Source organism: Flavobacterium sp. 90, assembly GCF_004339525.1.
Taxonomy (GTDB): domain Bacteria; phylum Bacteroidota; class Bacteroidia; order Flavobacteriales; family Flavobacteriaceae; genus Flavobacterium.
In genome coordinates, this window is the sequence record NZ_SMGE01000001.1 from 5,237,572 (window position 1) to 5,260,002 (window position 22,431).

Annotated in this window: 22 protein-coding genes; 13 read left to right on the plus strand and 9 right to left on the minus strand. The window is 32.1% G+C overall.

Annotated elements, in window-relative coordinates; translation table 11 throughout:
• Positions 1 to 17: 17 nt before the first annotated feature.
• From C8C83_RS21080 to C8C83_RS21105, 6 genes are all read left to right on the plus strand, one after another.
• Positions 18 to 1,820, plus strand: coding sequence for an amidohydrolase (locus tag C8C83_RS21080; protein WP_121330532.1), 1,803 nt, complete (start codon positions 18 to 20; stop codon positions 1,818 to 1,820).
• Between the two features lie 95 nt (positions 1,821 to 1,915).
• Entirely contained in the window at positions 1,916 to 2,887 is a 972-nt protein-coding gene (locus C8C83_RS21085) for an alpha/beta hydrolase (RefSeq protein WP_207903541.1), read from the plus strand.
• Between the two features lie 109 nt (positions 2,888 to 2,996).
• Positions 2,997 to 3,686: a hydrolase gene (locus tag C8C83_RS21090; RefSeq protein ID WP_121330533.1), complete on the plus strand. Its 690-nt coding sequence runs from the start codon at positions 2,997 to 2,999 to the stop codon at positions 3,684 to 3,686.
• Positions 3,687 to 3,704: 18 nt separating this feature from the next.
• A complete protein-coding gene (locus tag C8C83_RS21095; RefSeq protein ID WP_121330534.1) occupies positions 3,705 to 4,133 on the plus strand; it encodes a DoxX family protein in 429 nt (142 codons plus the stop codon).
• Positions 4,134 to 4,541: 408 nt separating this feature from the next.
• On the plus strand, positions 4,542 to 4,955 hold the full coding sequence (locus tag C8C83_RS21100) for a nuclear transport factor 2 family protein (protein ID WP_199735316.1): 414 nt from the start codon (positions 4,542 to 4,544) through the stop codon (positions 4,953 to 4,955).
• Between the two features lie 52 nt (positions 4,956 to 5,007).
• Positions 5,008 to 5,874 (plus strand): alpha/beta hydrolase, encoded by an 867-nt coding sequence (locus C8C83_RS21105; RefSeq protein ID WP_121330536.1) that lies wholly within the window; start codon positions 5,008 to 5,010, stop codon positions 5,872 to 5,874.
• 81 nt (positions 5,875 to 5,955) lie between these two features.
• Here C8C83_RS21105 and C8C83_RS21110 read toward each other — a convergent pair whose 3' ends face one another.
• The 6 genes from C8C83_RS21110 to C8C83_RS21135 form a co-directional block, all read right to left on the minus strand.
• Positions 5,956 to 7,029 (minus strand): TlpA disulfide reductase family protein, encoded by a 1,074-nt coding sequence (locus tag C8C83_RS21110; RefSeq protein WP_121330537.1) that lies wholly within the window; start codon positions 7,027 to 7,029, stop codon positions 5,956 to 5,958.
• Between the two features lie 100 nt (positions 7,030 to 7,129).
• Positions 7,130 to 8,005, minus strand: a complete 876-nt coding sequence (locus C8C83_RS21115; RefSeq protein ID WP_121330538.1) for a pirin family protein — start codon at positions 8,003 to 8,005, stop codon at positions 7,130 to 7,132.
• Between the two features lie 80 nt (positions 8,006 to 8,085).
• The gene (locus tag C8C83_RS21120; protein ID WP_121330539.1) at positions 8,086 to 8,667 is read right to left on the minus strand and encodes a Crp/Fnr family transcriptional regulator; all 582 of its coding nucleotides are present in this window, start codon (positions 8,665 to 8,667) and stop codon (positions 8,086 to 8,088) included.
• A gap of 98 nt (positions 8,668 to 8,765) precedes the next feature.
• Positions 8,766 to 9,704 carry an AraC family transcriptional regulator gene (locus C8C83_RS21125; protein ID WP_121330540.1) on the minus strand — a complete coding sequence of 313 codons (939 nt, stop codon included), beginning with the start codon at positions 9,702 to 9,704 and terminating at the stop codon, positions 8,766 to 8,768.
• Positions 9,705 to 9,728: 24 nt separating this feature from the next.
• Positions 9,729 to 10,661 (minus strand): AraC family transcriptional regulator, encoded by a 933-nt coding sequence (locus C8C83_RS21130; RefSeq protein ID WP_121330541.1) that lies wholly within the window; start codon positions 10,659 to 10,661, stop codon positions 9,729 to 9,731.
• 128 nt (positions 10,662 to 10,789) lie between these two features.
• Complete coding sequence (locus tag C8C83_RS21135; protein WP_121330542.1) at positions 10,790 to 11,710, minus strand: helix-turn-helix domain-containing protein; 921 nt, start codon at positions 11,708 to 11,710, stop codon at positions 10,790 to 10,792.
• Positions 11,711 to 12,160: 450 nt separating this feature from the next.
• On the opposite strand from C8C83_RS21135, the gene C8C83_RS21140 reads away from it, so the two are divergent.
• The 7 genes from C8C83_RS21140 (at position 12,161) to C8C83_RS21170 (ending at position 18,400) form a co-directional block, all read left to right on the plus strand.
• Positions 12,161 to 12,679 carry a RidA family protein gene (locus C8C83_RS21140; protein ID WP_121330543.1) on the plus strand — a complete coding sequence of 173 codons (519 nt, stop codon included), beginning with the start codon at positions 12,161 to 12,163 and terminating at the stop codon, positions 12,677 to 12,679.
• Between the two features lie 256 nt (positions 12,680 to 12,935).
• Positions 12,936 to 13,817 carry an alpha/beta hydrolase gene (locus C8C83_RS21145; protein WP_121330544.1) on the plus strand — a complete coding sequence of 294 codons (882 nt, stop codon included), beginning with the start codon at positions 12,936 to 12,938 and terminating at the stop codon, positions 13,815 to 13,817.
• A 5-nt stretch (positions 13,818 to 13,822) separates the two neighbouring features.
• Positions 13,823 to 14,581: a sulfite exporter TauE/SafE family protein gene (locus C8C83_RS21150; RefSeq protein ID WP_132011893.1), complete on the plus strand. Its 759-nt coding sequence runs from the start codon at positions 13,823 to 13,825 to the stop codon at positions 14,579 to 14,581.
• Between the two features lie 17 nt (positions 14,582 to 14,598).
• Positions 14,599 to 15,582, plus strand: a complete 984-nt coding sequence (locus C8C83_RS21155; RefSeq protein ID WP_121330546.1) for a glyceraldehyde 3-phosphate dehydrogenase NAD-binding domain-containing protein — start codon at positions 14,599 to 14,601, stop codon at positions 15,580 to 15,582.
• Positions 15,583 to 15,600: 18 nt separating this feature from the next.
• Positions 15,601 to 16,215 carry a pyridoxamine 5'-phosphate oxidase family protein gene (locus tag C8C83_RS21160; RefSeq protein ID WP_121330547.1) on the plus strand — a complete coding sequence of 205 codons (615 nt, stop codon included), beginning with the start codon at positions 15,601 to 15,603 and terminating at the stop codon, positions 16,213 to 16,215.
• Positions 16,216 to 16,375: 160 nt separating this feature from the next.
• The gene (locus C8C83_RS21165; protein ID WP_121330548.1) at positions 16,376 to 17,314 is read left to right on the plus strand and encodes a ring-cleaving dioxygenase; all 939 of its coding nucleotides are present in this window, start codon (positions 16,376 to 16,378) and stop codon (positions 17,312 to 17,314) included.
• A 39-nt stretch (positions 17,315 to 17,353) separates the two neighbouring features.
• Positions 17,354 to 18,400, plus strand: coding sequence for a proline iminopeptidase-family hydrolase (locus tag C8C83_RS21170; protein WP_121330549.1), 1,047 nt, complete (start codon positions 17,354 to 17,356; stop codon positions 18,398 to 18,400).
• A 774-nt stretch (positions 18,401 to 19,174) separates the two neighbouring features.
• Here the strand turns inward: C8C83_RS21170 and C8C83_RS21175 are convergent.
• From C8C83_RS21175 to C8C83_RS21185, 3 genes are all read right to left on the minus strand, one after another.
• Positions 19,175 to 20,317: an HNH endonuclease signature motif containing protein gene (locus C8C83_RS21175; protein WP_121330550.1), complete on the minus strand. Its 1,143-nt coding sequence runs from the start codon at positions 20,315 to 20,317 to the stop codon at positions 19,175 to 19,177.
• 152 nt (positions 20,318 to 20,469) lie between these two features.
• Entirely contained in the window at positions 20,470 to 21,318 is an 849-nt protein-coding gene (locus C8C83_RS21180) for a hypothetical protein (protein WP_121330551.1), read from the minus strand.
• Between the two features lie 155 nt (positions 21,319 to 21,473).
• Positions 21,474 to 22,331 carry a DUF4238 domain-containing protein gene (locus tag C8C83_RS21185; RefSeq protein WP_121330552.1) on the minus strand — a complete coding sequence of 286 codons (858 nt, stop codon included), beginning with the start codon at positions 22,329 to 22,331 and terminating at the stop codon, positions 21,474 to 21,476.
• Between the last annotated feature and the right edge of the window lie 100 nt (positions 22,332 to 22,431).

Here is a 22,431-nt window from a genome sequence, read left to right on the forward strand (position 1 = left end):
TATAAAAAACAGTCACAATGAGAAAATCTATATTCTTAGTATTACTTATAATACTATTCATTTCTTGTCAAAAAGAAAAGAAAGAAATTGATGCTTCAACACCAGATTTAATTGTCACCAATGGCAAAATAGCCATCATGGATAAAAACAACACGATTAGTGAAGCGATAGCAGTAAAAAAAGGGAAAGTCTTAGCATTTGGAACTAATGAAGAGATTCTAAAGCTAAAAGGGGAGCAAACAAAAGTTATCGATGCTAATGGGCGAACAATTGTTCCCGGATTGAATGATTCTCATTTGCATTTAACCAGAGGAGGACGTTTTTATAATGCCGAATTAAGATGGGATGGTGTAACGTCCTTGAAAACAGCACTAAAAATGTTAAAAGAACAAGCCGCCAGAACTCCAAAAGGGCAATGGGTGCGAGTAGTAGGAGGTTGGAGTCCGTTTCAGTTTGAAGAAAAAAGATTTCCAACAACCGAGGAAATTAATGAAGCAACAGGAGATGTTCCAGCATTTGTATTATTTCTGTATAGCCGAGGCTGGATGAATAAAAGTGGCTTAAAAGTTCTTAAAATTGATGAAAATACTAAACCGCCAGAGGGAAGTTCATATGAAAAAGGTCCGGATGGTAAATTGACTGGAGTTTTGTTGGCAGAACCAAATCCAACAATTCTTTATGCGGCAATAGGGGCATTGCCACCTATGAATGATGAGCAAATGCTAAATTCTACCAAACAATTTTACAGAGAATTGAATCGATATGGTATTACAAGCGGTATCGATGCCGGAGGTGGCGGACATGCGTTTCCTAAAGATTATGGTGCGACAAAAGCACTTGCCAATCAGGGAGAAATGCCAATACGATTATCTTATTACTTATTTCCTCAAAATAAAGGAAAAGAGTTTGCAGAATTTCAAAATTGGATTGCAACAAATAAAGTAGGCAATAATGGAGAAATTCATTTGGATCATGGTTATGAATTAGAAGGAGGTGGAGAATTTCTTACGTGGAGTGCAGGTGATTTTGAAAACTTTTTGGCTCCACAACCTATGTTAGAAGACAGACCTTCGTGGAGAAGTGATATCAAAAAAGTGATTCGTTTGCATGTTGATAGTGGTTGGCCGTTTAGAATTCATGCAACCTATGGAGAAACGATTGCTAATTTGTTGGAAGTTCTTGAAGAAGTCAATAAAGAAACGAATGGAAAGTTAGCAAAACAAAGATGGTTGTTTGATCATGCAGAAACCGTTACGGAACAGCAACTAAAAAGAATTAAAGCGCTGAATGGAGGTATTGCGATTCAAGCCAGAATGGCGTATGCAGGAGAATATTTTGTTGAAAGATATGGAGCATCTAAAGCAAAATATGCACCGCCTTTAAAATTAATGATCAAAATGGGAATTCCTCTAGGGGCAGGCACCGACGGGACAAGAGTTGCCAGTTATAATCCGTGGTCTGCATTGTACTGGATGGTTTCCGGTAAAACGGTTGGAGGTTTACAACTAAGTGCTCCTGACAACTTACTTACCCGCGAAGAAGCACTTTTATTATACACAAAAGGTAGTGCGTGGGTATCAAAAGAAGAAGCTGTAAAAGGTACTTTAGAAAAAGGAATGTTTGCCGATTTTATACTATTATCAGATGATTATTTCAGCGTACCAGAAAGTAAAATCAAAGATTTATCGGCTGTTTTAACAGTAGTAGGAGGTAATGTTGTCTTTGGTGATAAAGAGTTTGCAAGGCTAAGTCCTGCAATAGAAAAAGCAATTCCAGATTGGTCACCGGTCAATTTTTATGGAGGATATCAAAAAAAATAATTCCCAATAGGCTGATTAAAACATTCAATCTGATATAATTTTTTGGTCAGGGAAATATTCTACAGACAATTTATTAAAAACTAAAACAAATAAAAATGAAGACAAAACTTATTATGTCAGTCTTAACGATTATGTTTTTAACAAGCTTTAAATCTTACGCAAAACCTTTTGTAGCGAAAAATACGATTTCAAAAATTGATATTTATAAAGCTGTTGAATACAAAACAATACTCGTTGATAGTTTGAAAATTTTTTACCGCGAAGCAGGGGAAACGTCAAAACCTACCATTATTTTATTGCATGGATTTCCGTCATCGTCGCATATGTACCGAAATCTCATTAATGAACTTGCTCATAATTATCATGTAATTGCTCCTGATTATCCTGGTTTTGGACAAAGTAGTGCTCCAACTCCTCAGCAGTATCAATACACCTTTGATAATTTATCCATTACAATAGAGCATTTTATTGATCAATTGAAAATCACGAAAACGAGTTTTTACATTCAGGATTACGGAGGACCCGTTGGTATGCGAATAGTAACAAGAAGACCTGAACTGATTCAATCACTTATAATTCAAAATTCAAATGCTTATGTTGAAGGATTAGGTGAAGTTCTAAAACCTTTAATAGCCTATGTTGAAAATCCAAATGCTGAAACTGAAAAAGCAGCACGTTTTTTTCTGACCCTTGATGCTACAAAATGGCAATATCTAACAGGTGCTGGAGCTCCTGAAAAGATAGCACCGGATAGCTATAGTATTGATCAGTATTATTTAGACAGAAAAGGAAATGATGTTATACAGTTGGCGCTATTTCGTGATTATGGATCTAATATAGTACTGTATGAAAAATGGCACCAGTATTTTGCCAAATACAAGCCGCCTATGTTAGTTATTTGGGGCAAAAACGATCAGTTTTTTACTGCTGCGGGAGCAAATGCCTATAAAAAAGACAACCCAAATGCTGAAATTCATTTATTAAACGGCGGTCATTTTGCATTAGAAGAACACCACTTAAAAATCTCTAAACTGATTATAAACTTTTTGAGTAAAAAAGTTAAATAGAAGAAAATCAGTAATAGATAATCAATTTAAAAATTGATCTAAAGTTTTAATTAAAAAGAAGTTATAAAAATCAAACAGTTAAAAAATTAACCATTAAATCTAAATCATTATGAAAAATTTAATTTTAGCAGCAACAGTTGCATTGTCTTCACTAAATGCCTTTGCACAAAAACCAAGTCCACAATTGTTAAACCCTAAAAATCATACTTTGATTTTAGTAGATCATGAAAGCCAAATGGCATTTGCAGTGGGTAACATACCAGTTGATCAACTAAGAACTAATACTGCTCTGGTTGCAGGAGCATCTAAGATTTTTAAAGTGCCTACTGTTATTACAACGGTTGCCGAAGAGTCTTTTAGCGGACCGGTTTTTCCTGAAGTTCAGGAATTTTATCCTAAATCAAGCACTAAGTATTTTGACAGAACCTCCATGAATTTCTGGGAAGATGCTAATGCTTACAAAGAAGTAGTAAGTAAAGGAAATAAAACAATAGTAATGGGTGGTTTATGGACTTCTGTTTGTATTGTTGGACCTGCATTATCAGCCATAAATGATGGATACACTGTTTATGTAATTACAGATGCAAGTGGAGATGTGACAGATGAAGCTCATAATCAAGCTGTGACGCGTATGGTTCAGGCCGGAGCAAGACCTATTACATCTATGCAATATTTATTAGAGTTGCAACGTGACTGGTCAAGATCAGAAACCTATACTGCCGTAACAGACTTAGTTCAAAAATATGGTGGATCATATGGAATTGGTGTTCAATATGGCAGAGCAATGCTAAAACACTAATAAAGAAAAATAGAAATAATGATAAATATATATGCTCTATTCCGTTCAAATTTGGGAACCAAGTTGAATAACATTGTTTTACTTTTTTTTAGGATCGCCATTTCATGTGAACTGATTTATGCTCATGGGTTAAAAAAAATAGGTATTGGGACGGCACTAGCAGAAGTTGTCCCTAATCCTTTAGGACTTCCGGAAGCATTAAATCAAGCTTTTGCAACAACTGCAAATCTTGTCATGCCTATTTTTATTATATTCGGTTTAATGACACGTATTGCCACTTTACCTATTTTAGCGGTTACACTTACAGGTTATTTTGTACTGCATTTTAACGATCCTGCTCTAGTAAAAGATGTTCCCTTAATTTACAGTCTTTGTTTTTTATTAATTTGTTTTTTTGGTGCAGGTAGATATTCGTTAGATCATTATATCAGTATGAAAAAGGAATAAAATTTTAGAGTTTTTAGGATCACGATTCCAATTTTTTAAGTAGTGATTATATTTTCTAATTAAAAATGAAAGGTTATGATGAGGCTGAAAAACTAACAGTGTTAATAAATTAATTCGCTTTTTAAAATGGCAGCATTCTTTTGGATGCTGCCATTTTATTTTAGACTATATCATACGGTTTAAAATTCTAAAAAAAAGCTCAAATTCAGATGATTTTTAGTAATCAAAATACCTTTTAAAAATCAGTTTTTCTGTATGATTCGACACCTTAATTCTTATTCATTTCCAGATTAAAGAAATGGTCTCCAAATATCTTTATTTATTATAATTTTTGGTAAGAATATAACAGAAATGCTATTGAATTCAAAGCCTAAGTTTGTGGTATATAAATACTTAAAAATATAAATCATGGTAAAGAGATACCCAATTCCGCCCTTTACATTGGAGACGGCAATTGAGAAAATTCAATTGGCAGAAGATTCCTGGAACAGTAAAGATCCCTACAGAGTTTCGCAGGGATATACAGCTGACAGTGAATGGAGAAACCGTCATCTATTTATAAACGGCACCGAAGAAATTGTAACATTCTTAACAGGAAAATGGTCAAAAGAGCTTGACTATAAGCTTAAAAAAGAATATTGGGCACATACCGATAACCGAATAGCTGTTCGATTTGAATATGAATATCATAATGAAGAAGGGCAGTGGTTCAGGGCGTATGGAAATGAAAATTGGGAATTTAATGAAGATGGATTAATGCAAAGAAGGTTCGCTTGTATCAACGATCTGCCCATAAAAGAAAGTGACAGAAAATTTATTTAATCAATTAAAATAGAGTTTAAAAAGTAAAAATTTAATTTAAAAACCCAGTATTATGAAAACAAGTTACCACACAAGAAAAATTAATGGAGTAGAAATTTTTTACAGAGAAGCAGGTGATAAAAACAAACCAACGATAGTTTTGCTTCATGGATATCCAACATCATCTCATATGTTTCGAAATTTAATAAATGATCTATCAGATGATTTTCATTTAATCGCTCCAGATTATCCAGGATATGGCAGAAGTGAGCAGCCTCCAATTGCAGAGTTTGATTATACATTTGAAAACATGTCGAATATTGTTAAAACTTTATTGGATGAATTGGATATAAAGAAATTCAGTCTTTATTTGATGGATTATGGAGCACCGATAGGTTTTAGAATTGCCAGTAGAAATCCGGATCAAATAGATACACTTATTATCCAGAATGGCTGTGCTTATGAGGAAGGGCTTGAAACTTTCTGGGATCCGTTTAAAGTATATTGGAAAGATATAAATAACCAGGAGGCTATAAACACATTAAGTACGTTCCACGCTCCTGATGGATTAAAATGGCAGTATACTCACGCTGTGCCAGATGTTTCTGTAATTTCACCAGACAATTGGGAGATTGATTTGAGACATTTAGAACGTCCGGAAAATGGAGATATTCAATTGGCGATGTTCTATGATTATCAAACCAATGTGGTATTGTATCCTGAATGGCAGGAATATTTTAGAAAGTACCAGCCAGAAACCATCGTTGTTTATGGAAAAGACGATTATATTTTTCCAGGCGTAGGAGCAGAAGCTTTCAAAAAAGACCTGGAAAATTTAGAGTTCCATTTATTCAGCACGGGACATTTTGCGCTTGAAAGTTTTGGTGTTGAAATGGGCGGACTTATAAAAGATTTTCTTTTGAGAAAAACAGGAAAATAATTAAGTGATAAAAAAAATGAAGGAGTATTTTTAACTACTCCTTCATTTTTTATAATATCCATTTTAGGGTAAGTGAAATTTTTATGTCTTTTTGGTATTGGCAGATAAAATTTTACCTATTTCTGTTGGAGAAAGATTAATTCCTATAATAATACCTTTTTCATCAATAAGATAGTTGTATGGAATGTTTTCTATTCCTAGACTGCTTTCGATTTTTTGATCCTGATCTAGTAGATTTATCCAATCTAACTTATCTTTTTCTATAGCAGCATTCCACTGTTTACTATTTTTATCTCTGGAAATTCCAATTATTTCAAAATTAGTACCCGAATATTGCTGTTTTAAAGCAATAAGTTCAGGACTTTTTTTTCTGCAGGGGGCACACCATGAAGCCCAAAAATCAATAAGAATAATTTTTCCATTAAATTTATTTAAATGAACCAGAGCACCATTTTGGTCTGGTAATTCAAAATCTAAGAAAGGTTTTCCAACGGCATAAGTACCTAATCTGTCAATTCCTTTTTTAAAGAATCTGAGGTCTTGATCCGTTTGTTTAGTAATATCTAAAATGGAATAAAGTGTATTTAATTCTTTTTTGCTAAGTATAGGATTTACCATCGCCAATTCAGCTAATATTGCCCCGCTAAAAGGATGACTGCGATGTTTTTTTAAAAAGACGGTTAATTTAGAATATAGTAGCTTATTAAATTCTTTTTTTCCTGCATTCTGTTGATAAAAATTTAAATATTCTTGCTGTATTTGCGAAGAATGAGATCCTTTAATTCCGTCAATATGCATGGTTTCCACAGATTTCCCATCTTTATTAACCTTATTTGCACTAATCTGAATGTCAATAGTATTATTCTCCAAATAAAATTGAGGAGCATTCTCTGCAGATTTTATATAAACCTGAGCACTTACTGTATCACTAACTATACCCTTAAATTCAAAATTATTATTGGCAATCGTTACGCTGTCCTCAACATTATTATAATATAAGTACGCAAAGCTATCGGTAATATCGCCTTTTATAGTACCATGAATTTTATACATGCTCACATTGTTTTTTGAAATGTTTTGGCTGTAGAGACATGTAGTTGCAAAAATAAAAATAGATAATGCCCACTTTGCGACTTTGATCTTGGATTTAATCATTTGTTTTTGAATTTTATGAAACGTTGAAATAAGAATGGTATTGATTTAAACTGTGTTTTTGACCTATAATTGTAGTCAAATGTGAATGATAATGATAATTTTACATAGTCATTGGTACTTCCATCAGAAGTATTTCAGAAGCATCCAACTGAGAAATTACTTCAAGAGAAGCTAGGTCCCAAATTCCCATTCCATCCTTTTCGTTAAGTAAAGTACCATTTACCAAAAAACTTCCTTTTATAATAAATGCATAGATACCATTACCTTTCTTTTTGATCTGGTATGTACTTGTAAATTTGTTATCGAAAATTGCCAGGTGAAACCAGGCATCCTGATAGATCCATACACCCTCATCTGTAGCATCAGGAGATAAAATTTGTTGAAACTTATTATGGCGGTCTTGTGGCTTTAAAGTAATCTGGTCGTATCTCGGAATTACACTTTTTCTATTAGGATAAAGCCATATTTGAAGAAATTTAACTGGTTTGTCCTGGTTGTTGTTAAATTCACTGTGGTAAATTCCGGTTCCTGCACTCATAACCTGAATATCCGCTTTTTTGATGATAGCCACATTATTCATACTATCCTTATGTTCAAGATCACCTTCCAGAGGAATAGATATGATTTCCATATTATCATGAGGATGAGTGCCAAATCCTTTTGATGGGTTTACAACATCATCATTGAGTACTCTCAGGACGCCAAAGTGCATTCTGTCCGGATTGTAATAAGAAGCAAAGCTAAAAGTCTGATGCGTATCAAGCCATCCATGATTAGAATGCCCTCTTGATTCGGCCTTGTGTAAGACGCTATTTTCTGTTACTGGAGTGTCTAGATTGGGCAGGTGATTAAAACCTACAGGGTCGAGTGGTTTTATTTCGTCAATATCATTTTTCATGATATTTGCAACTGCTGCTGAGGCAACAAACATTCCTGTTCCTAAAAGTCCTTTTTTGATAAAATCTTTCCTGTCCATTGTTTTTGAGTGTTTGGGTTCACCGCAAATTTCTATTATAAATGAAACCTGCGCATTGAACTAGGACAAGATTTATGTAATTAGGATTTAAGTTTTCTGGTTCTAATTTTTGATAAAAATTCTGGCGAAATACCCAAATAAGAAGCAATATAATGTTGTGGCACTCGCAATGGTATAGTTGGATATACCTGCAGAAATTCATCATATTTTTGTTCTGCCGTGCAAGTGATATTGTGAAGAAGACGATTTTGAGTAACGGCTAAATGACGCTGAACCAAAATTCTGAAAGCTCTCTCAAACCTTGGCGCGCGCTCAAAAAGCTGCTCTTTGGTTTCTGGGGTAAAGATCAAAAGTTCAGAGTTCTCAATAGTTTCTATAAAAACATGGCTGGCATCTTTTTCGTAAATGCTAAATGAAATATCGCTGATCCATGAATTTTCGACTGCAAATTGCAAGATTACTTCGAATCCGTTTTCATCTATATAATATTTTCGGATACATCCACGAACCACAAATGCCTCAAAACTGCATTTTTCACCTTTTTGAAGCATAATGGTTTTCTTTTTTATTTCTTTGAAATACAATAAAGAATCAAATATATCAAGCTCCTCCTGTGTGAAGTTCACATATCTTGAAATGGCGGTATTAATTTGGGTAAACATTATTCCAATTTATTTTTAATTAAAATTAAAATAAAGTTTTTTAAGTTTTATTCTAATAAAGATGTTGAGTTCGTTTATGGCGGACATTTCTACGACAATTAATTTGATAAACTTTTTTTGCGGTAATCTAAAGGAGTAACACCGGTATGTTTTTTAAAGAAAATACTAAAATAGGAAGTGTAGCTGAATCCTAACATATATCCAATTTCTTTCATAGTAAATTGAGAATCCTGAATTAAAATCTTTGCTACAAAAAGCGTTTTTTCGGAGATTAACTGACCAGCCGTTTTTCCAGTCTTCTCTTTAATAATAGTTGACAGATAGTTTTCGTGAAGTTGCTGCATCTCGGCATAATCCTTAATATGCAGAATTTGTTTAACTTTACCTTTTAGCAGTTGATCATAATGATACTCCAAATTTTGTGTAAAATCGTTCAAAATATCTGAATTTCGAGATTCTACATTATGCACACTGTATCCTGCCCAGAATTCCTGTTTTATTTTAAGTAAAATTCTGGTAAGCAAATTGGCACATAATTTCTTTTTAAGAGGTGAATCTTTTTTTAATTCCTGATAAATTAATAAAATAATAGTTTTTAGCTCTTGCTGAAATTCTGCGGAGGTATGTAGCGGCAAATGTCTTTCGAACAACAAAAAAGGAAACGTTTTATAAATAGAAATTCCGGCATATTTTTTAATAAAATCTTCTGAAAATAACAATCCATAGGTTTCGGTCACTTCTTCCCATTTTAATTCCTGTAGATCTCCTGGTTTGTTCATAAACAACATATTGGGCTTAATATCTACAGTTAAATCTTCGTATCTCATCGAGCCATAAGAATCAATAACAATTCCAATTACAAAAAAAGTGGAACGATGCAATGTATATGTCCATGGAAGCCTTTCTTTTGGATGTAATATTTTTGAAATTATTAATGAGAAATCTTCGTCACCCACGTGTCCCTCAGAGAAATTGCTCCCCATGACTTTTACGGTATCGTAAAAATCGGGCATTTCTTTTTTATCTATTTTACTCATCTTTTTTTACTTTAAGAAGAAACATTAATCAGGAAATGAGTTTTGAAATTGTTTCCTGTAAACTCCTGGAGCACATAGTGTTTGGGTCTTGAAAAAGCTGTAAAAATAATTCAAATCACTAAAACCAAAAAGAAAAGCGATATCTTTCATCGGTTTTTCGGAATATTTTAGCAGATACTTAATTTCATCTATTAGTTTTTCGTTTATCCATTCATTTACTGTTTTTTTAGTCCCGTTCGTTATGATTTTGCATAAATAATTTTCATCTAGATTTTGTATTTGTGCATGTTCTTTAATACGCATCAGGACGGAACAGTTACCATTAATCAATTCGTTAAAATTATTTTCCATATTTTGGCGAAAATCAATTATGATCTTATTGTTTTTTTCATTATTTTTTTTTGATATTATTTCATTTTCCTGTTCTAATTGTACTAAAAATAAAAGATTAAGTGCCATGTTTGCCATAAGCTCTTCTTTATAACATGCATCTGAAGTGGCTGCTTCATATATTTCAAGGCAAGTTTGTTCAAAATAGTTCATTGTATCTTTAGGCAGACAGCAGCAATAACCATTTTTAGCATCAAAGTCCAATATATTATTAATGCCGCCTGGAAAGTATTTTAAAATGAAAGATTTTTGGAATGTTATATTGTAAACTTTTTCCATATCTGTCCAATCAATTTTAAAGAAGGAATCGGGACAGGTTACTACCACATGATTGGGACGTAATTCAAACTTATTATCGCCTACAGTAAAACTGCCATTTGCCTTAATGACAATAGTAAAACTATAATAATCAGATCTAAAAGTTGGCGAATGGAAAGGAAATTTCAGATCCCATTCATGAACTTTTACGATCGAAAACTCATCATTGTCTATATAATCATGAAAAGTAAGATTTAAAAAATCAATCTGGTCTTTGTATTTGCTAATAGTGGTTAGTTGTGGTATCATGGTTTGGTAAAATAAAGTTGGACAATTTTTTGAATGAGGAATTGGGAACTTTTATTTTTCAAAGATATGTGATAAGAAAATTTGAATGATACTCTTATTTTGGCAATTACTTATAAAATTTAAAGATTTTAACTTTTATGTAAACTTTTCCTGTAGAAAGCAGGTGTGAGTGTAGTTTGGCTTTTAAAGTAGAAGTTAAAATAACGACTGTTGGTAAATTGAAATAGGTCGGCAATTTCGGTTATTGGCATAGATGTTTCGGTTAATAACAATTTAACTTCAAGTAGAAGTCTGCTATTTATCCATGTAGTTGGGGTTCTTCCTGTTTTAGTTTTTATTACTCTGGAAAAGTAATCTTCATTTAAAAATTGTAAGTCTGCAAAATCTTTGGTTTTTAATTGTTTTGGTTTTTTTCCTTGTACTATTTCATTAAAGTAATTTCCCAAATCTTTATAAAAGGTATTTACTGTTGAATTACTATTATCAGTAAAAGGATGCAATGGATTCTGAAAAAGTTCTTTAATCTTAATAAGCAGAAATTCAACCATATTACCAATTAGTAACATTTTTTGCTCAGGATTACGTTGAATTTCTCTTTTAATTTGGTTTGTATTATACGTTATTGCGTCGTAGTTTTCTGGATCTGCTTTTGTATAAATTAATGACTCAGAAAGCAAAAAAGGAAATTCTTTATATATATCCGAAAAGCAATGGCTGGCAAGAAATTTTTCAGTAAAAGAGATAAAATGGGCTTCAGTTAAATGATCAAATTTATAATTACGATAATGTCCTGGACAAGTTAGAAAAATACCGGATGCTTCTAATTTTATTATCTTATCATTAAAAAGGTGTGTTGCACTACCTTTATTAATTATCAAAATGGTAAAGAAATTGGCTTTATAATTATCAGGAACAGTAAGTAATTTATTTTTGTTCCATTTGTCAATTTCCTGAATCATAAAATCATTGCTTATTAATTCCGTTGAGGGCAGTCCAAACCAATCGCTAATCTCTTTTGGCGTTTTAAATATGGGGATTTCCTTTTTCATTTAGTCTTTTTATATTAAACTTCTTAAAAGCAGATAAAAATAGCACTGTATCTATTTTAACAAGTTGATTTTTTATGCAAGATGTGTTTATCACAGCTTGTTAATTGTTATTGCTTTTTTATATAAAATATTACATTTCAGTTTCTTACACAGTGCATATTTACTAAAGAAAAATAAGGATTACTAATCTAAAGCGAAAAAAATAATTAAATCTTAGTTTATTATAATCATTAGTAAATTATTCACAGAGAATGAAATTTTCATTCGGTATAATTTTGCTTCAACAAGTAAACAAGCTCATTTTTAATCTACTGTTATATGCTGATTCATAAGAAAAAAATCTGAGGTCTAAAATAGCCACGTATTAGTAATATTCTTTATTTGTGTTAATTGAAAATAAAAAAGGGAAAGCTGAAACCCTATTAAAGTAGGCGCAATAAAATTATCGTTATGAAAACCGTATTAAAAAAATTAAGATTAATGTCAATAGGTATTACATTGGCATTTACAATTCAAAGTTGTGGTCAAAAGGAAAAGGAATTCGAAGATCAAACTAAAGATAAAGCAGTTATTGTAAATGAGAGACCGGAATATTTTTTACTTCGTCCGGAAGTTGAAAAGGCTTATGGTTATTCGCATGCAGTAAAAATAGGCAATACAATTAAAATTTCTGGAGCTGTGAGTTTTGACGATAAAGGGAAGCCTACAGCAAAAGGTGATTTGGAGCAACAAATGAAAAATAGCTATGCCGATTTGGATAAAATATTAAAGCACTACGGTTGCACATTTGATGATGTAGTGATGGAAAATATCTTCACAACCAACATGCCATTATTTCTTGAAGTCTCAGGATATAGAAAAGAAATCTACAAGAAAAATTTCCCAACTGGGTCTTGGCTTGGAGTAAAAGAACTGGCATTTCCCGAATTAATGATAGAAATAGAATTGGAAGTTTATAAGGCACAATAATTTTCAGAGGTTATTTTGAATTAGAAGAATACCGTTTAGTTATTTCCTGCTTTACTTATTTTTCATTTCCAGAGTTAAGAACTGTAATCCAATATCTTTATTTTTTATAATTTTTAGTAAGTATATAACAGAAATGCAATTGGAACCAATGCCTAATTTTTTGATATATAAATGCTTAAAGTTTATAAACGTTTCAGAAATCCACTAAGAGAATCGGGAAATAAAATGATTTCATGTATTATTAAATTTAAATGTTATGGATTTTAGGAGTAAACAGACAACGAAAATAAGTTATAAGGTTATAAGCATAGATTCGATAAAAATTGCTTATCGCGAAGCCGGAGAAACTGGAAATCCTATTTTATTATTACTTCATGGATTTCCTTCCTCTTCGCATATGTTTCGAAATGTGATCTCTAAATTAGCAGAACATTTTCATGTAATTGCCCCAGATCTTCCCGCATTTGGTTTCAGTGATGTTCCTAGTTTGGAAACTTTTAGTTACACTTTCGAAAACTACGCTACTATTGTTACCCATTTCCTGGAAAAGTTAAAGATAACTAAAGCGAGTTTTTATCTTTTTGACTATGGTGCACCGATTTTAATGCGATTGCTCATCAAGCGTCCGGAAATGATAGAGATGCTTATTTTTCAAAATGGGAATATTTATACTGAAGGGGTTGGTGATGTGTTAAAAGAAGTTAATGAATTATATAAAAAGGATGATTTTGAAAGCCATAGTAAACTAAAAAGGTTTTTTGAATTTGATTATACCAAATGGGAATACACAAATGGAGCGCAGGACATTTCAAATATAGCCGCAGAAACCTATTTTTTAGATCAGTTTTTAATGGAACGGGAGGGAGTTAAAGAGATTCAAATAGAATTAAAGCGTGATTATAAGACCAATGTTGCGCTTTATCCGCTTTGGCAGGATTTTTTAAAAAATCTGCAACCCGTTACCTTGATTGTCTGGGGCGAGAATGATGAGGTATTTAAAAAAGAAGGAGCAGAAATGCTTAGAGAAGACCTAGACAATTCAAAGCTTTTATTTTATCCTACAGGTCATTTTGCACTTGAAGAATTTGGACATGATATCGCAGGAGAAATAATAACATATTGGTATTTAAACTTTTAACTGTTATGGACGCTTATTCTGAACTTTTCTTTTTATTTTTAATGGCCCTTATTGGAGGTGCTGCGAATGTAACTATTGGCGGAGGCTGGTTTATTATTTTTCCAAGTTTGATTTTTAGAGGCATACAACCCGTAACAGGCACTGCAACTACAACCATAATTCTTTTATCTGGTTTTCTTGTCTCATCAAAATCCGGTAAGAAAACAAGAGAAATTTCTAATAGACATTTCAGCTATATGGTTTTAGCCTGCACTATAGGAGGAGTTACAGGAGCCTTTTTGCTCATAGCCTTTTCACATACGGTGTTTGAAACTGTTGCCCCTTATTTATTATTATGTTCCTGGATTCTTTTTACTTTTTTTAATCGGATACAGAGTTATTTTAGTTCGGAGTTTGCAGTCAGAAAAGAGTTTAAATACTCGCACGAAAAGCTAATTCCGATTTTTTTATTAGGTATCTATGGTGGCTATTTTGGAGCAGGTATGGGAATAATCATTTTTATCTTATACAGTTTTTACGGAATCAAAAATAATGAGACTCTGGAAAGATTAGCGCTGTTTTTAGTTGGAGCCAATAATGGAATTGCGATTCTGATTTTTATTTGTTCAGGGTTAATTTATTGGCCTTTTGCACTCGTAATGATGGCGGGTTCTATTTTGGGAGGTTACTTAGGAAATATATTCAAAGAAAAAATTAATATAACAATGGTGAAAAAAAATGCAATTGTTATTGGGGCAACAGTTACCCTTTATTTCTTATTATAAATTAAATACACTATTATATGAAAAGAATTGCAATTAATGGTTTTGGCCGTATAGGCAGAGCCGCGTTAAAAATTATTACCAATACTCCTGATCAGGAAGTGGTAGGAATTAATGATCTAATGAGTATCGAAAATGCTGTTTTTTTATTGCAAAGAGATAGTATTTACGGTAAATATGAAAAAGCGGTATCGTTTAAAGATGATACTATTTTTATTGAAGGAAAGGCAATTAAATATACAACAATTAAGGATCCGTCAGAACTTCCGTGGAAATCTCTAAGTGTTGATGTTGTAATAGAAAGTACCGGTTTTTTTACCAATAAACCCGATGCAGAAAAACATTTGAAGGCAGGGGCTAAATTTGTGGTTATTTCTGGTCCTACAAAGGATACTCCCACAATTGTGCACGGTGTGAATACAGAGGAAGGAAAAGTAGAAATTTTTTCATGTGGTAGCTGTACAACGAATAATATTGGCCCAATTATGGAAATTCTTGGACGACGTATAGGGATAAAAAAAGCAATTTTAAATACTACACATGCCTATACGGCTTCTCAAACTTTAGTTGATGCTCCCTCTAAAAGAGAACCAAGAATGGGACGTGCGGCCGGTCTTAATTCAGCACCAGCTGCGACGGGTGCAGCTGTGGCCGTTACAAAAGCATTACCCGAATTGGTTGGCAAATTTGATGGTATTGCCGTGCGTGTGCCGGTGCCAATTGGTTCAATATCTGATATTACTTTCGTAACGCAAAGAGGAACTACAGTAGAAGAAATTAATGCGATTTTAACCGAAGAAGCGCAAACGCCCCGCTACAACAAAGTAGTTGAAGTTAGCCATGAGCAATTGGTTTCGAGCGACATAATTAAAAGCACTTTTGCTGCAACTGTAGATCTCGAAATGACAAGAGTGGTAGACGGAGATTTGGTTAAAGTTATGGCCTGGTACGATAACGAATGGGGATTTACAAATCAAATGGTCAGACAGATTCAGGAACTTTAAATATAAATATAATTTAACATGAATTATCAAGAATTAGCTTTCAGCGATGCCATAAAAGAAATTCAAGAAAAAAAAGGAAGCCGGAACGGCTATGCCCGAATGGAAAAAATGTCCTACACCGATGGCTTGACAGAGCAAGAGATAGGATTTATAGAAAGTCAGGACAGCTTTTACATGGCTTCTTATGGTGAAAATGAATTTCCCTACATACAGCATCGTGGCGGGCCACAGGGTTTTGTGAAAATAATAGATGCAAATACAATCGGAATTGTTGATTTTGTTGGGAATCGCCAATATATTTCGGTCGGAAATATTTCAAAAAATCCTAAAGTAGCCATTATTATGGTTTCTTATCCGCAAAGAGCACGCTTAAAAATTTATGCAGAAGCTCAAATTTTAGCTGTTGAAGGCAACAGTGAATTATATGAAAAACTAAAACCTGAAGATTATAAGTTTAAGCCGGAACAAATGATGGTTTTTAAAATTAAGGCTTATGATTGGAATTGCCCACAGCATATCACGCAACGATACACAGTTGCAGAAATCAAAGAAGTTTTTGATCTTCAAAACAAACGTATTAACGATCTTGAACAGCAAATTAAAGATTTAGAGGCGCTTCTTTCAAAAAAATAAAACTAAATACTAGATTATTTTTTAATGGTATAAAACTGTTTGGGAATAAGGGATATAAAAACATGATTTTTATTTCTTAATCTAGATTAATGGATGTTGCGGATCTTCGGAAGTAAATTTGTGTAAGAAAATTAAGAACAACTTAAATACATATAGCACCATGGAAAATAAAATTTTAGGCTTACACCATATTACTGCAATTGCAGGTGATGCTAAACGCAACTTTAACTTTTACGCTAATATACTTGGATTAAGATTCATCAAAAAAACAGTAAATTTTGATGATCTGGGAACCTATCATTTTTACTTTGGTGATGAAGTAGGGAGCGCCGGAACAATCTTAACTTTTTTCCCTTGGGGAGAAGGCATTCAACAGGGCAGAAAAGGATCTGGAATGGCAACTGAAATTGGATATTCTGTTCCAAAAGGAAGCCTTGATTTCTGGCAGAAACGTTTTGAGCAATACAATGTAATATACAATAAACCAGCTGAAAAATTCGGAGAAAAGTACCTTACTTTTCTTGATCCAGACGGGTTAAAATTAGAGTTAATAGAGTCTAAAACAGATGATAACAGAAAACCTTGGGAAACAGATGAAGCAAAAGCAGATGTAGCTACAAAAGGCTTCCATAACATTACGCTCACTTTAAATAGCGTAAAAGCAACTGCTGCAATCTTAACAGAAATATTTGGCTACAAGTTGATTGATCAGGATGTAAATCGTTATCGTTATGCAACAGATGCCGTAGAAAATGCCGCAATTGTTGACTTAGTAGAATTGGCTGGTGAAAAACGAGGTTTAAACGCAAATGGTACAGTTCACCACGTTGCTTTTCGTGTAAAAAATGATGAGATTTTAATGCACTTCCGTGAAAAAATCGAAGCATACGGATTATCAATTACACCGCAGATCGACAGACAATATTTCCATTCTTTGTATTTCAGAGAACCAGAAGGCGTTTTGTTTGAAATAGCAACAGATAATCCCGGATTTACAGTAGATGAAAGCTTAGAAGAATTGGGGCAAAATTTAAAACTTCCTCAACAGTACGAATCTCAAAGAGCTAGTATTGAAAAACATTTGGTCAAAATTAATTAAGAATTTTTAGAGAAACATAAATAAATTTAAACATCGCCCATGATCGCTTACAAGAACATTTTTTTACTAGCCTTAGTTGCATTTTTTCTAAATGCATGTAATAAAGAAAACAGTTTAGAAAATAAAAACACAACTGTAACCAATTATGTAACAGATACTACTTCGGGAATCAAAACGGGTGGCGTAAAGGTGGTACAAATTACGACACCAAAAGGTAAATTTAATGTATGGACAAAAAGAATTGGAAATAATCCAAAAATCAAGGTGCTGCTTCTTAATGGTGGTCCAGGCGCAACACATGAGTATTTTGAATGTATGGAAAGTTTTTTGCCAGCAGAAGGTATCGAGTTTATTTATTACGATCAACTAGGAACGGGTAATTCTGATAATCCAGACGATCCTGCACTTTGGGATTTGCCACGCTTTGTAGAGGAAGTTGAGCAGGTGCGTGTGGCTTTAAAACTCAACAAGGATAACTTTTATTTATTAGGCCATTCGTGGGGAGGAATTTTAGCAGCACAATATGCGCTTAAATATCAACAAAATTTAAAAGGATTGATCATTTCAAATATGATGATGAGTGCGACAGAATATGATAAATATGCAAAAGAAGTACTGGCGAAGCAATTAGATCCAAAAGTTTTAGCCAAAATCAGGGAAATCGAAAAAAATAAAGATTTTGAAAATCCGGAATACATGGGATTACTTGTGCCTAATTTTTATTCGAAACATATTTTACGTTTAGATGCAAGTTTGTGGCCGGAACCCGTTAATCGTGCTTTTAGCAAAATTAACCAATCGCTGTATGTTACGATGCAGGGACCAAGCGAATTTGGTCTTTCGGGCAAACTTGAAAAATGGGATGTTACAAAAGAGCTTCCTAATATTACAATACCAACGTTATCTATTGGCGCAAAATACGATACGATGAATCCGGAACACATGAAATGGATAGCGACACAGGTTAAAAACGGAACGTATTTGTATTGTGATAAAGGAAGTCACATGAGTATGTATGATGACCAGCAGACCTACATGAAAGGTTTAATTAAATTTTTAAAAGATACAGATCGTAGTAAGAATTAAATGCTTGAATATAAATTTAAGCTTTAAGAATTAGTTGTTCTCTAAGTGTAATAATAAAAGAAAGATGCTCAGGCATCTTTCTTTTATTATTAGAAGCAATAGGTTTTTAATACTGTAGTTAATTCTGTATGCTGATTGTATCTCAAATATGTTTTAACTTATTTTGTATGAGAAGTTAATTTCTGGGAAAGAAAGTAACAAATCAGTGTTTACAAGACCTCACAGATAATAGATGAAAGAGTGGTACATTTTTAAACCAAATAAAACAAAAGAAAAGCAAGTAAATGTTAATTTGACTAAATTTTGATTGTTTTTAATAATATTAAGTGGATTTAAGCATCGTTATTTGCCCCTAAAATACACATAAAAGAGATTTTTTCTTTTATGGTACAATTACGGTACAAAAAGTGTCTTTTGAGGTAAAATATATAGGATTTTTAGCTTAAGATTTAACGCAAATTTAAATAAATATGTTAAAATTATATTAATTATTTTCCGATGCAGAAATTAATATTTTAATGTTTACTGGGCTTTCCAGATTTTAAGGTACAAATGAGGTACAAATTTTAGCAAAATATCGAAAACAAACCACATTCATTTTTTTGTTGAAACATAAAAAAAAGTTAAAGTGCAAAATAATCTATTTTAAGAAGATATTAACACTCTTGTTTGAGTAAAAGTACATAATTTAATTTTAAATAAAATTTCGTGCTAATGAAAAATTTGGATTCAACGTAAATTTTGCAATTTCTCGAAATCGCTGATAGATGATGTTTATTGATCTTGGTCTTCATCAAAGATATCGTCAAATATGTCCCTGTAAGCAATGTTTGGCTTCCTGTCTTTTTGTAATTCGGGTAACCCAAAACAATAAGGTCGAATATCTATCAATATATGTCTTTTACCTTCTATTTCTTCAATTTCTACATTTCTAATTTTTCCAAATATCATATATACAGTCCGGTTACTAGTTCTCCATTTTGCTGAGCTTGAAGTGAAAAATTTCGGATCTACTAGCCATTCTACAGAGAATGGTTTTTTTTGAATATGAAATTTCATAAACTCAGATTCGTTAGATATTGAATTTGGAAGTTTAGAACTATATAATCCACCAACATAAAAACAATATTCACCAACGATACCTTCTTTTACTGATTTCTGTGTAAGTAAGGTATCTAAATCTTTGAAATTTAAAGTGGCAAGTACTTTTTTAAAGATCTCATAATAGTGAAATAGCAGCATTGCTGAGCCTAAAGGATTAAAAAATATTAACGGAGTAGAAGGATTATCTGCTATTTTTGAAACTTTATTTAAATTTATATTTCCATCGATTTTTATAAGTTTATCTTTTATAAGTGTTGCAGTGTAAGTTGTTTCAGGCACACCTCCAAAAAGTTCAATACAAAGCTCTAAAATCCTGGGAATATTAATAAAATCAATTTCGAATATGTTGCCATTTCTTGACGCTTTTTCAATGTTTCTATTTTTTACTTCCTTTTCCCATGTTTCTTTTGCTTTATATATTTGATCTTGTGTAAGTTTCAAAGTTAAGGATTTGCCAGTTTTATGTGCTAAATCGTGGTCATCAGGACATAGAACAGCTAAATTATAATATTGGTTATTTTGACTTACAGAAAACTCTTCTATATGGTGAATAATGTATGATTTTCCTTTTGTTCCTTTACAAATACAACAGGTGTAATTTGAATTTTTCAGTAATGCTTCAACTGTATTTACATCAATAGCTTTTCTAGTTATACATTCCTTAACTAATTCAACTTCAGCAACACTTAATCCATATTTTTCAACTAGATTTTTATTTGATGTCTTTTCAAAGGTTGTTTTGGGAAGACTAAGCGACTTTAGTTTTTGGGTTAAATCACTCGGGACACCATATTGAATGTATGTATTTACCATGTATTGTGTTTGAAATTTTTATAAAATCCCACCATAATATTGGATTTGAGACTAAATTAGCCTCTATTTTAGGATTTACCAAATCATCCGATTTAGTAGGATTCTATAGTTAATGAAAAAATAGTTTTTTACCTAACATGTATTTCTGAGTTCTAAAAATACTTGCAATAACCTACTAGATGAAAATAATCTTCTTTTAATTCTTCTTCAAGAGTTAAATATTTTTTCTTTATTCTTTGAATTACAAGAAAAAAATACCCAAAAATAGCAATAACTACTATTGATAGTAGAAATATAAATAAGCCCTTAATACTAAATATTAAAGAGTAGATTGATTCAATACTTAATTCTAATTCTGGTTCTTTACCAATTTCGATAGGCATTAAATGCAGTGGATAAATTACAGTCAGAAAAAAACCGAAAGCTAATATGTATAAGGTGTATTTAAAAGAATCTAAACCGTTTTTGACAATTAAGAAATCAGATCTTACATCTTTAAATTTATTAATCAAAGTAGAACTATCTATTTGTAATTGGTTAATTAGTTCTCTTTCCTGGCCTAACTTATCCCATATTCCATTAGGGGCTAAAATCATTGGAGATCCACGGAACGTTCCAAGACCGGTATTTCGTGGAGAGTGATTGACTATCATTTCATTTAATTTCATTAAACATTCATCTGTTTTAAATAAATGTGATTCAAGTGAAAAAAGTAACGTCAATTTCTCGTTATCACTTAAATTTAAAAAATTACCTTCTCTAATTGCATCGACCACATCATGACTATGTTCAATATTTAAACGATCATACCATCCAAATTTTCTAATAGAAATTCTCTTAATTATATCGTTATAATCGATTATAAGTTTTGATATTTGACTATCATAGGTCTCTTGTTTTTCATTTTCTCCTAATAGTTTTGAAATTACAAAAGCTGCTACAATTGAAATTAATCCTGCAGCAGATTGTGATAACGTAGAAAAAAAAGTATTCCAATCCATATTAGTAAAATTTAATATTTTTAATTACGTAGAAAGCTTTGATCGATTGATCGAGTAGGAGCCCATATTTCAGATTATTCGCTCTAACCGAAGATATAAAATAAACAGTAATTCAAATAGGAGATCACTAACTGAAATGGTTCTTGGCAGTATTTTTATTGAATTTGCATATCTGTCGGTTCATAATGATTACAAAATATTAAATATTCATCACAATCCCGACCAACTTTTAAGCTGATTTTTTCAAATAGTTCGTAAGGGATTTTATTTACTTTATCAATGCGTAATTTCCGTAAGGGATTGTCTGTTTTTTCAGATTCAGGATGGTACATAAAAAGACAAAAATCTTTCGATAATGGGAAATAGATTTCCGTTTCTACCGGAATAAGCCAATAGTAAATTCCTTGATTATCTAAATGAATCGGACTATCAGTTGTAATCCAGCCTTTTCCATCGCAATCTCTAATTATAACCTTTTTGAAAGTTCTAAAAACATTTAACAAGTGATTCATCAAAGTCCCCAGCGCTAGATTTAATTGGAAATCTTTACCGAAATGATCCAGAACCAATTTGTTTTCTTCTGTATCATTTGAAAACATGGTTATTTCAGTAATTAGCTTGTCCCTAGTTTGATCATCATTTAGTAAATCATTAATATATCTTCTGAATGGATTTGTTCTGCATAGCAGATTTGCAACAAAATGATTTAGAACATCTTTATCTTTTTCTGTTAACCTTTTTTGATTATGAAGATTTGAAATTACTGTACGATAAAAATTTTCCACTTCACTGCTCAAATTTTCAAAATGTCTTTTTATTTCAAAATCATCAATTGGTAAATCAAAAATATTAGTCTCTGCAGTAAAATTTTTAATAAGGACGTTTTCAGTTTTTTTTTCTCCCATTTTATAAACCGAAAGCCAGTAATCTTTGTCAATTTTGTATCCAAATTGTTTTAAATAAACCTGAGAAACTTTATGTTGTTGCTGATAAATAGGTTCTTCTTTCTTCATTTAAACTTTTTTGCAGTTTTGGATCTATAATGTTAGAGTTTGCTTATTACAACGCTTTTGAACTAAATTTAACTTAGTTTTCAGATTGCTTTATCATTCC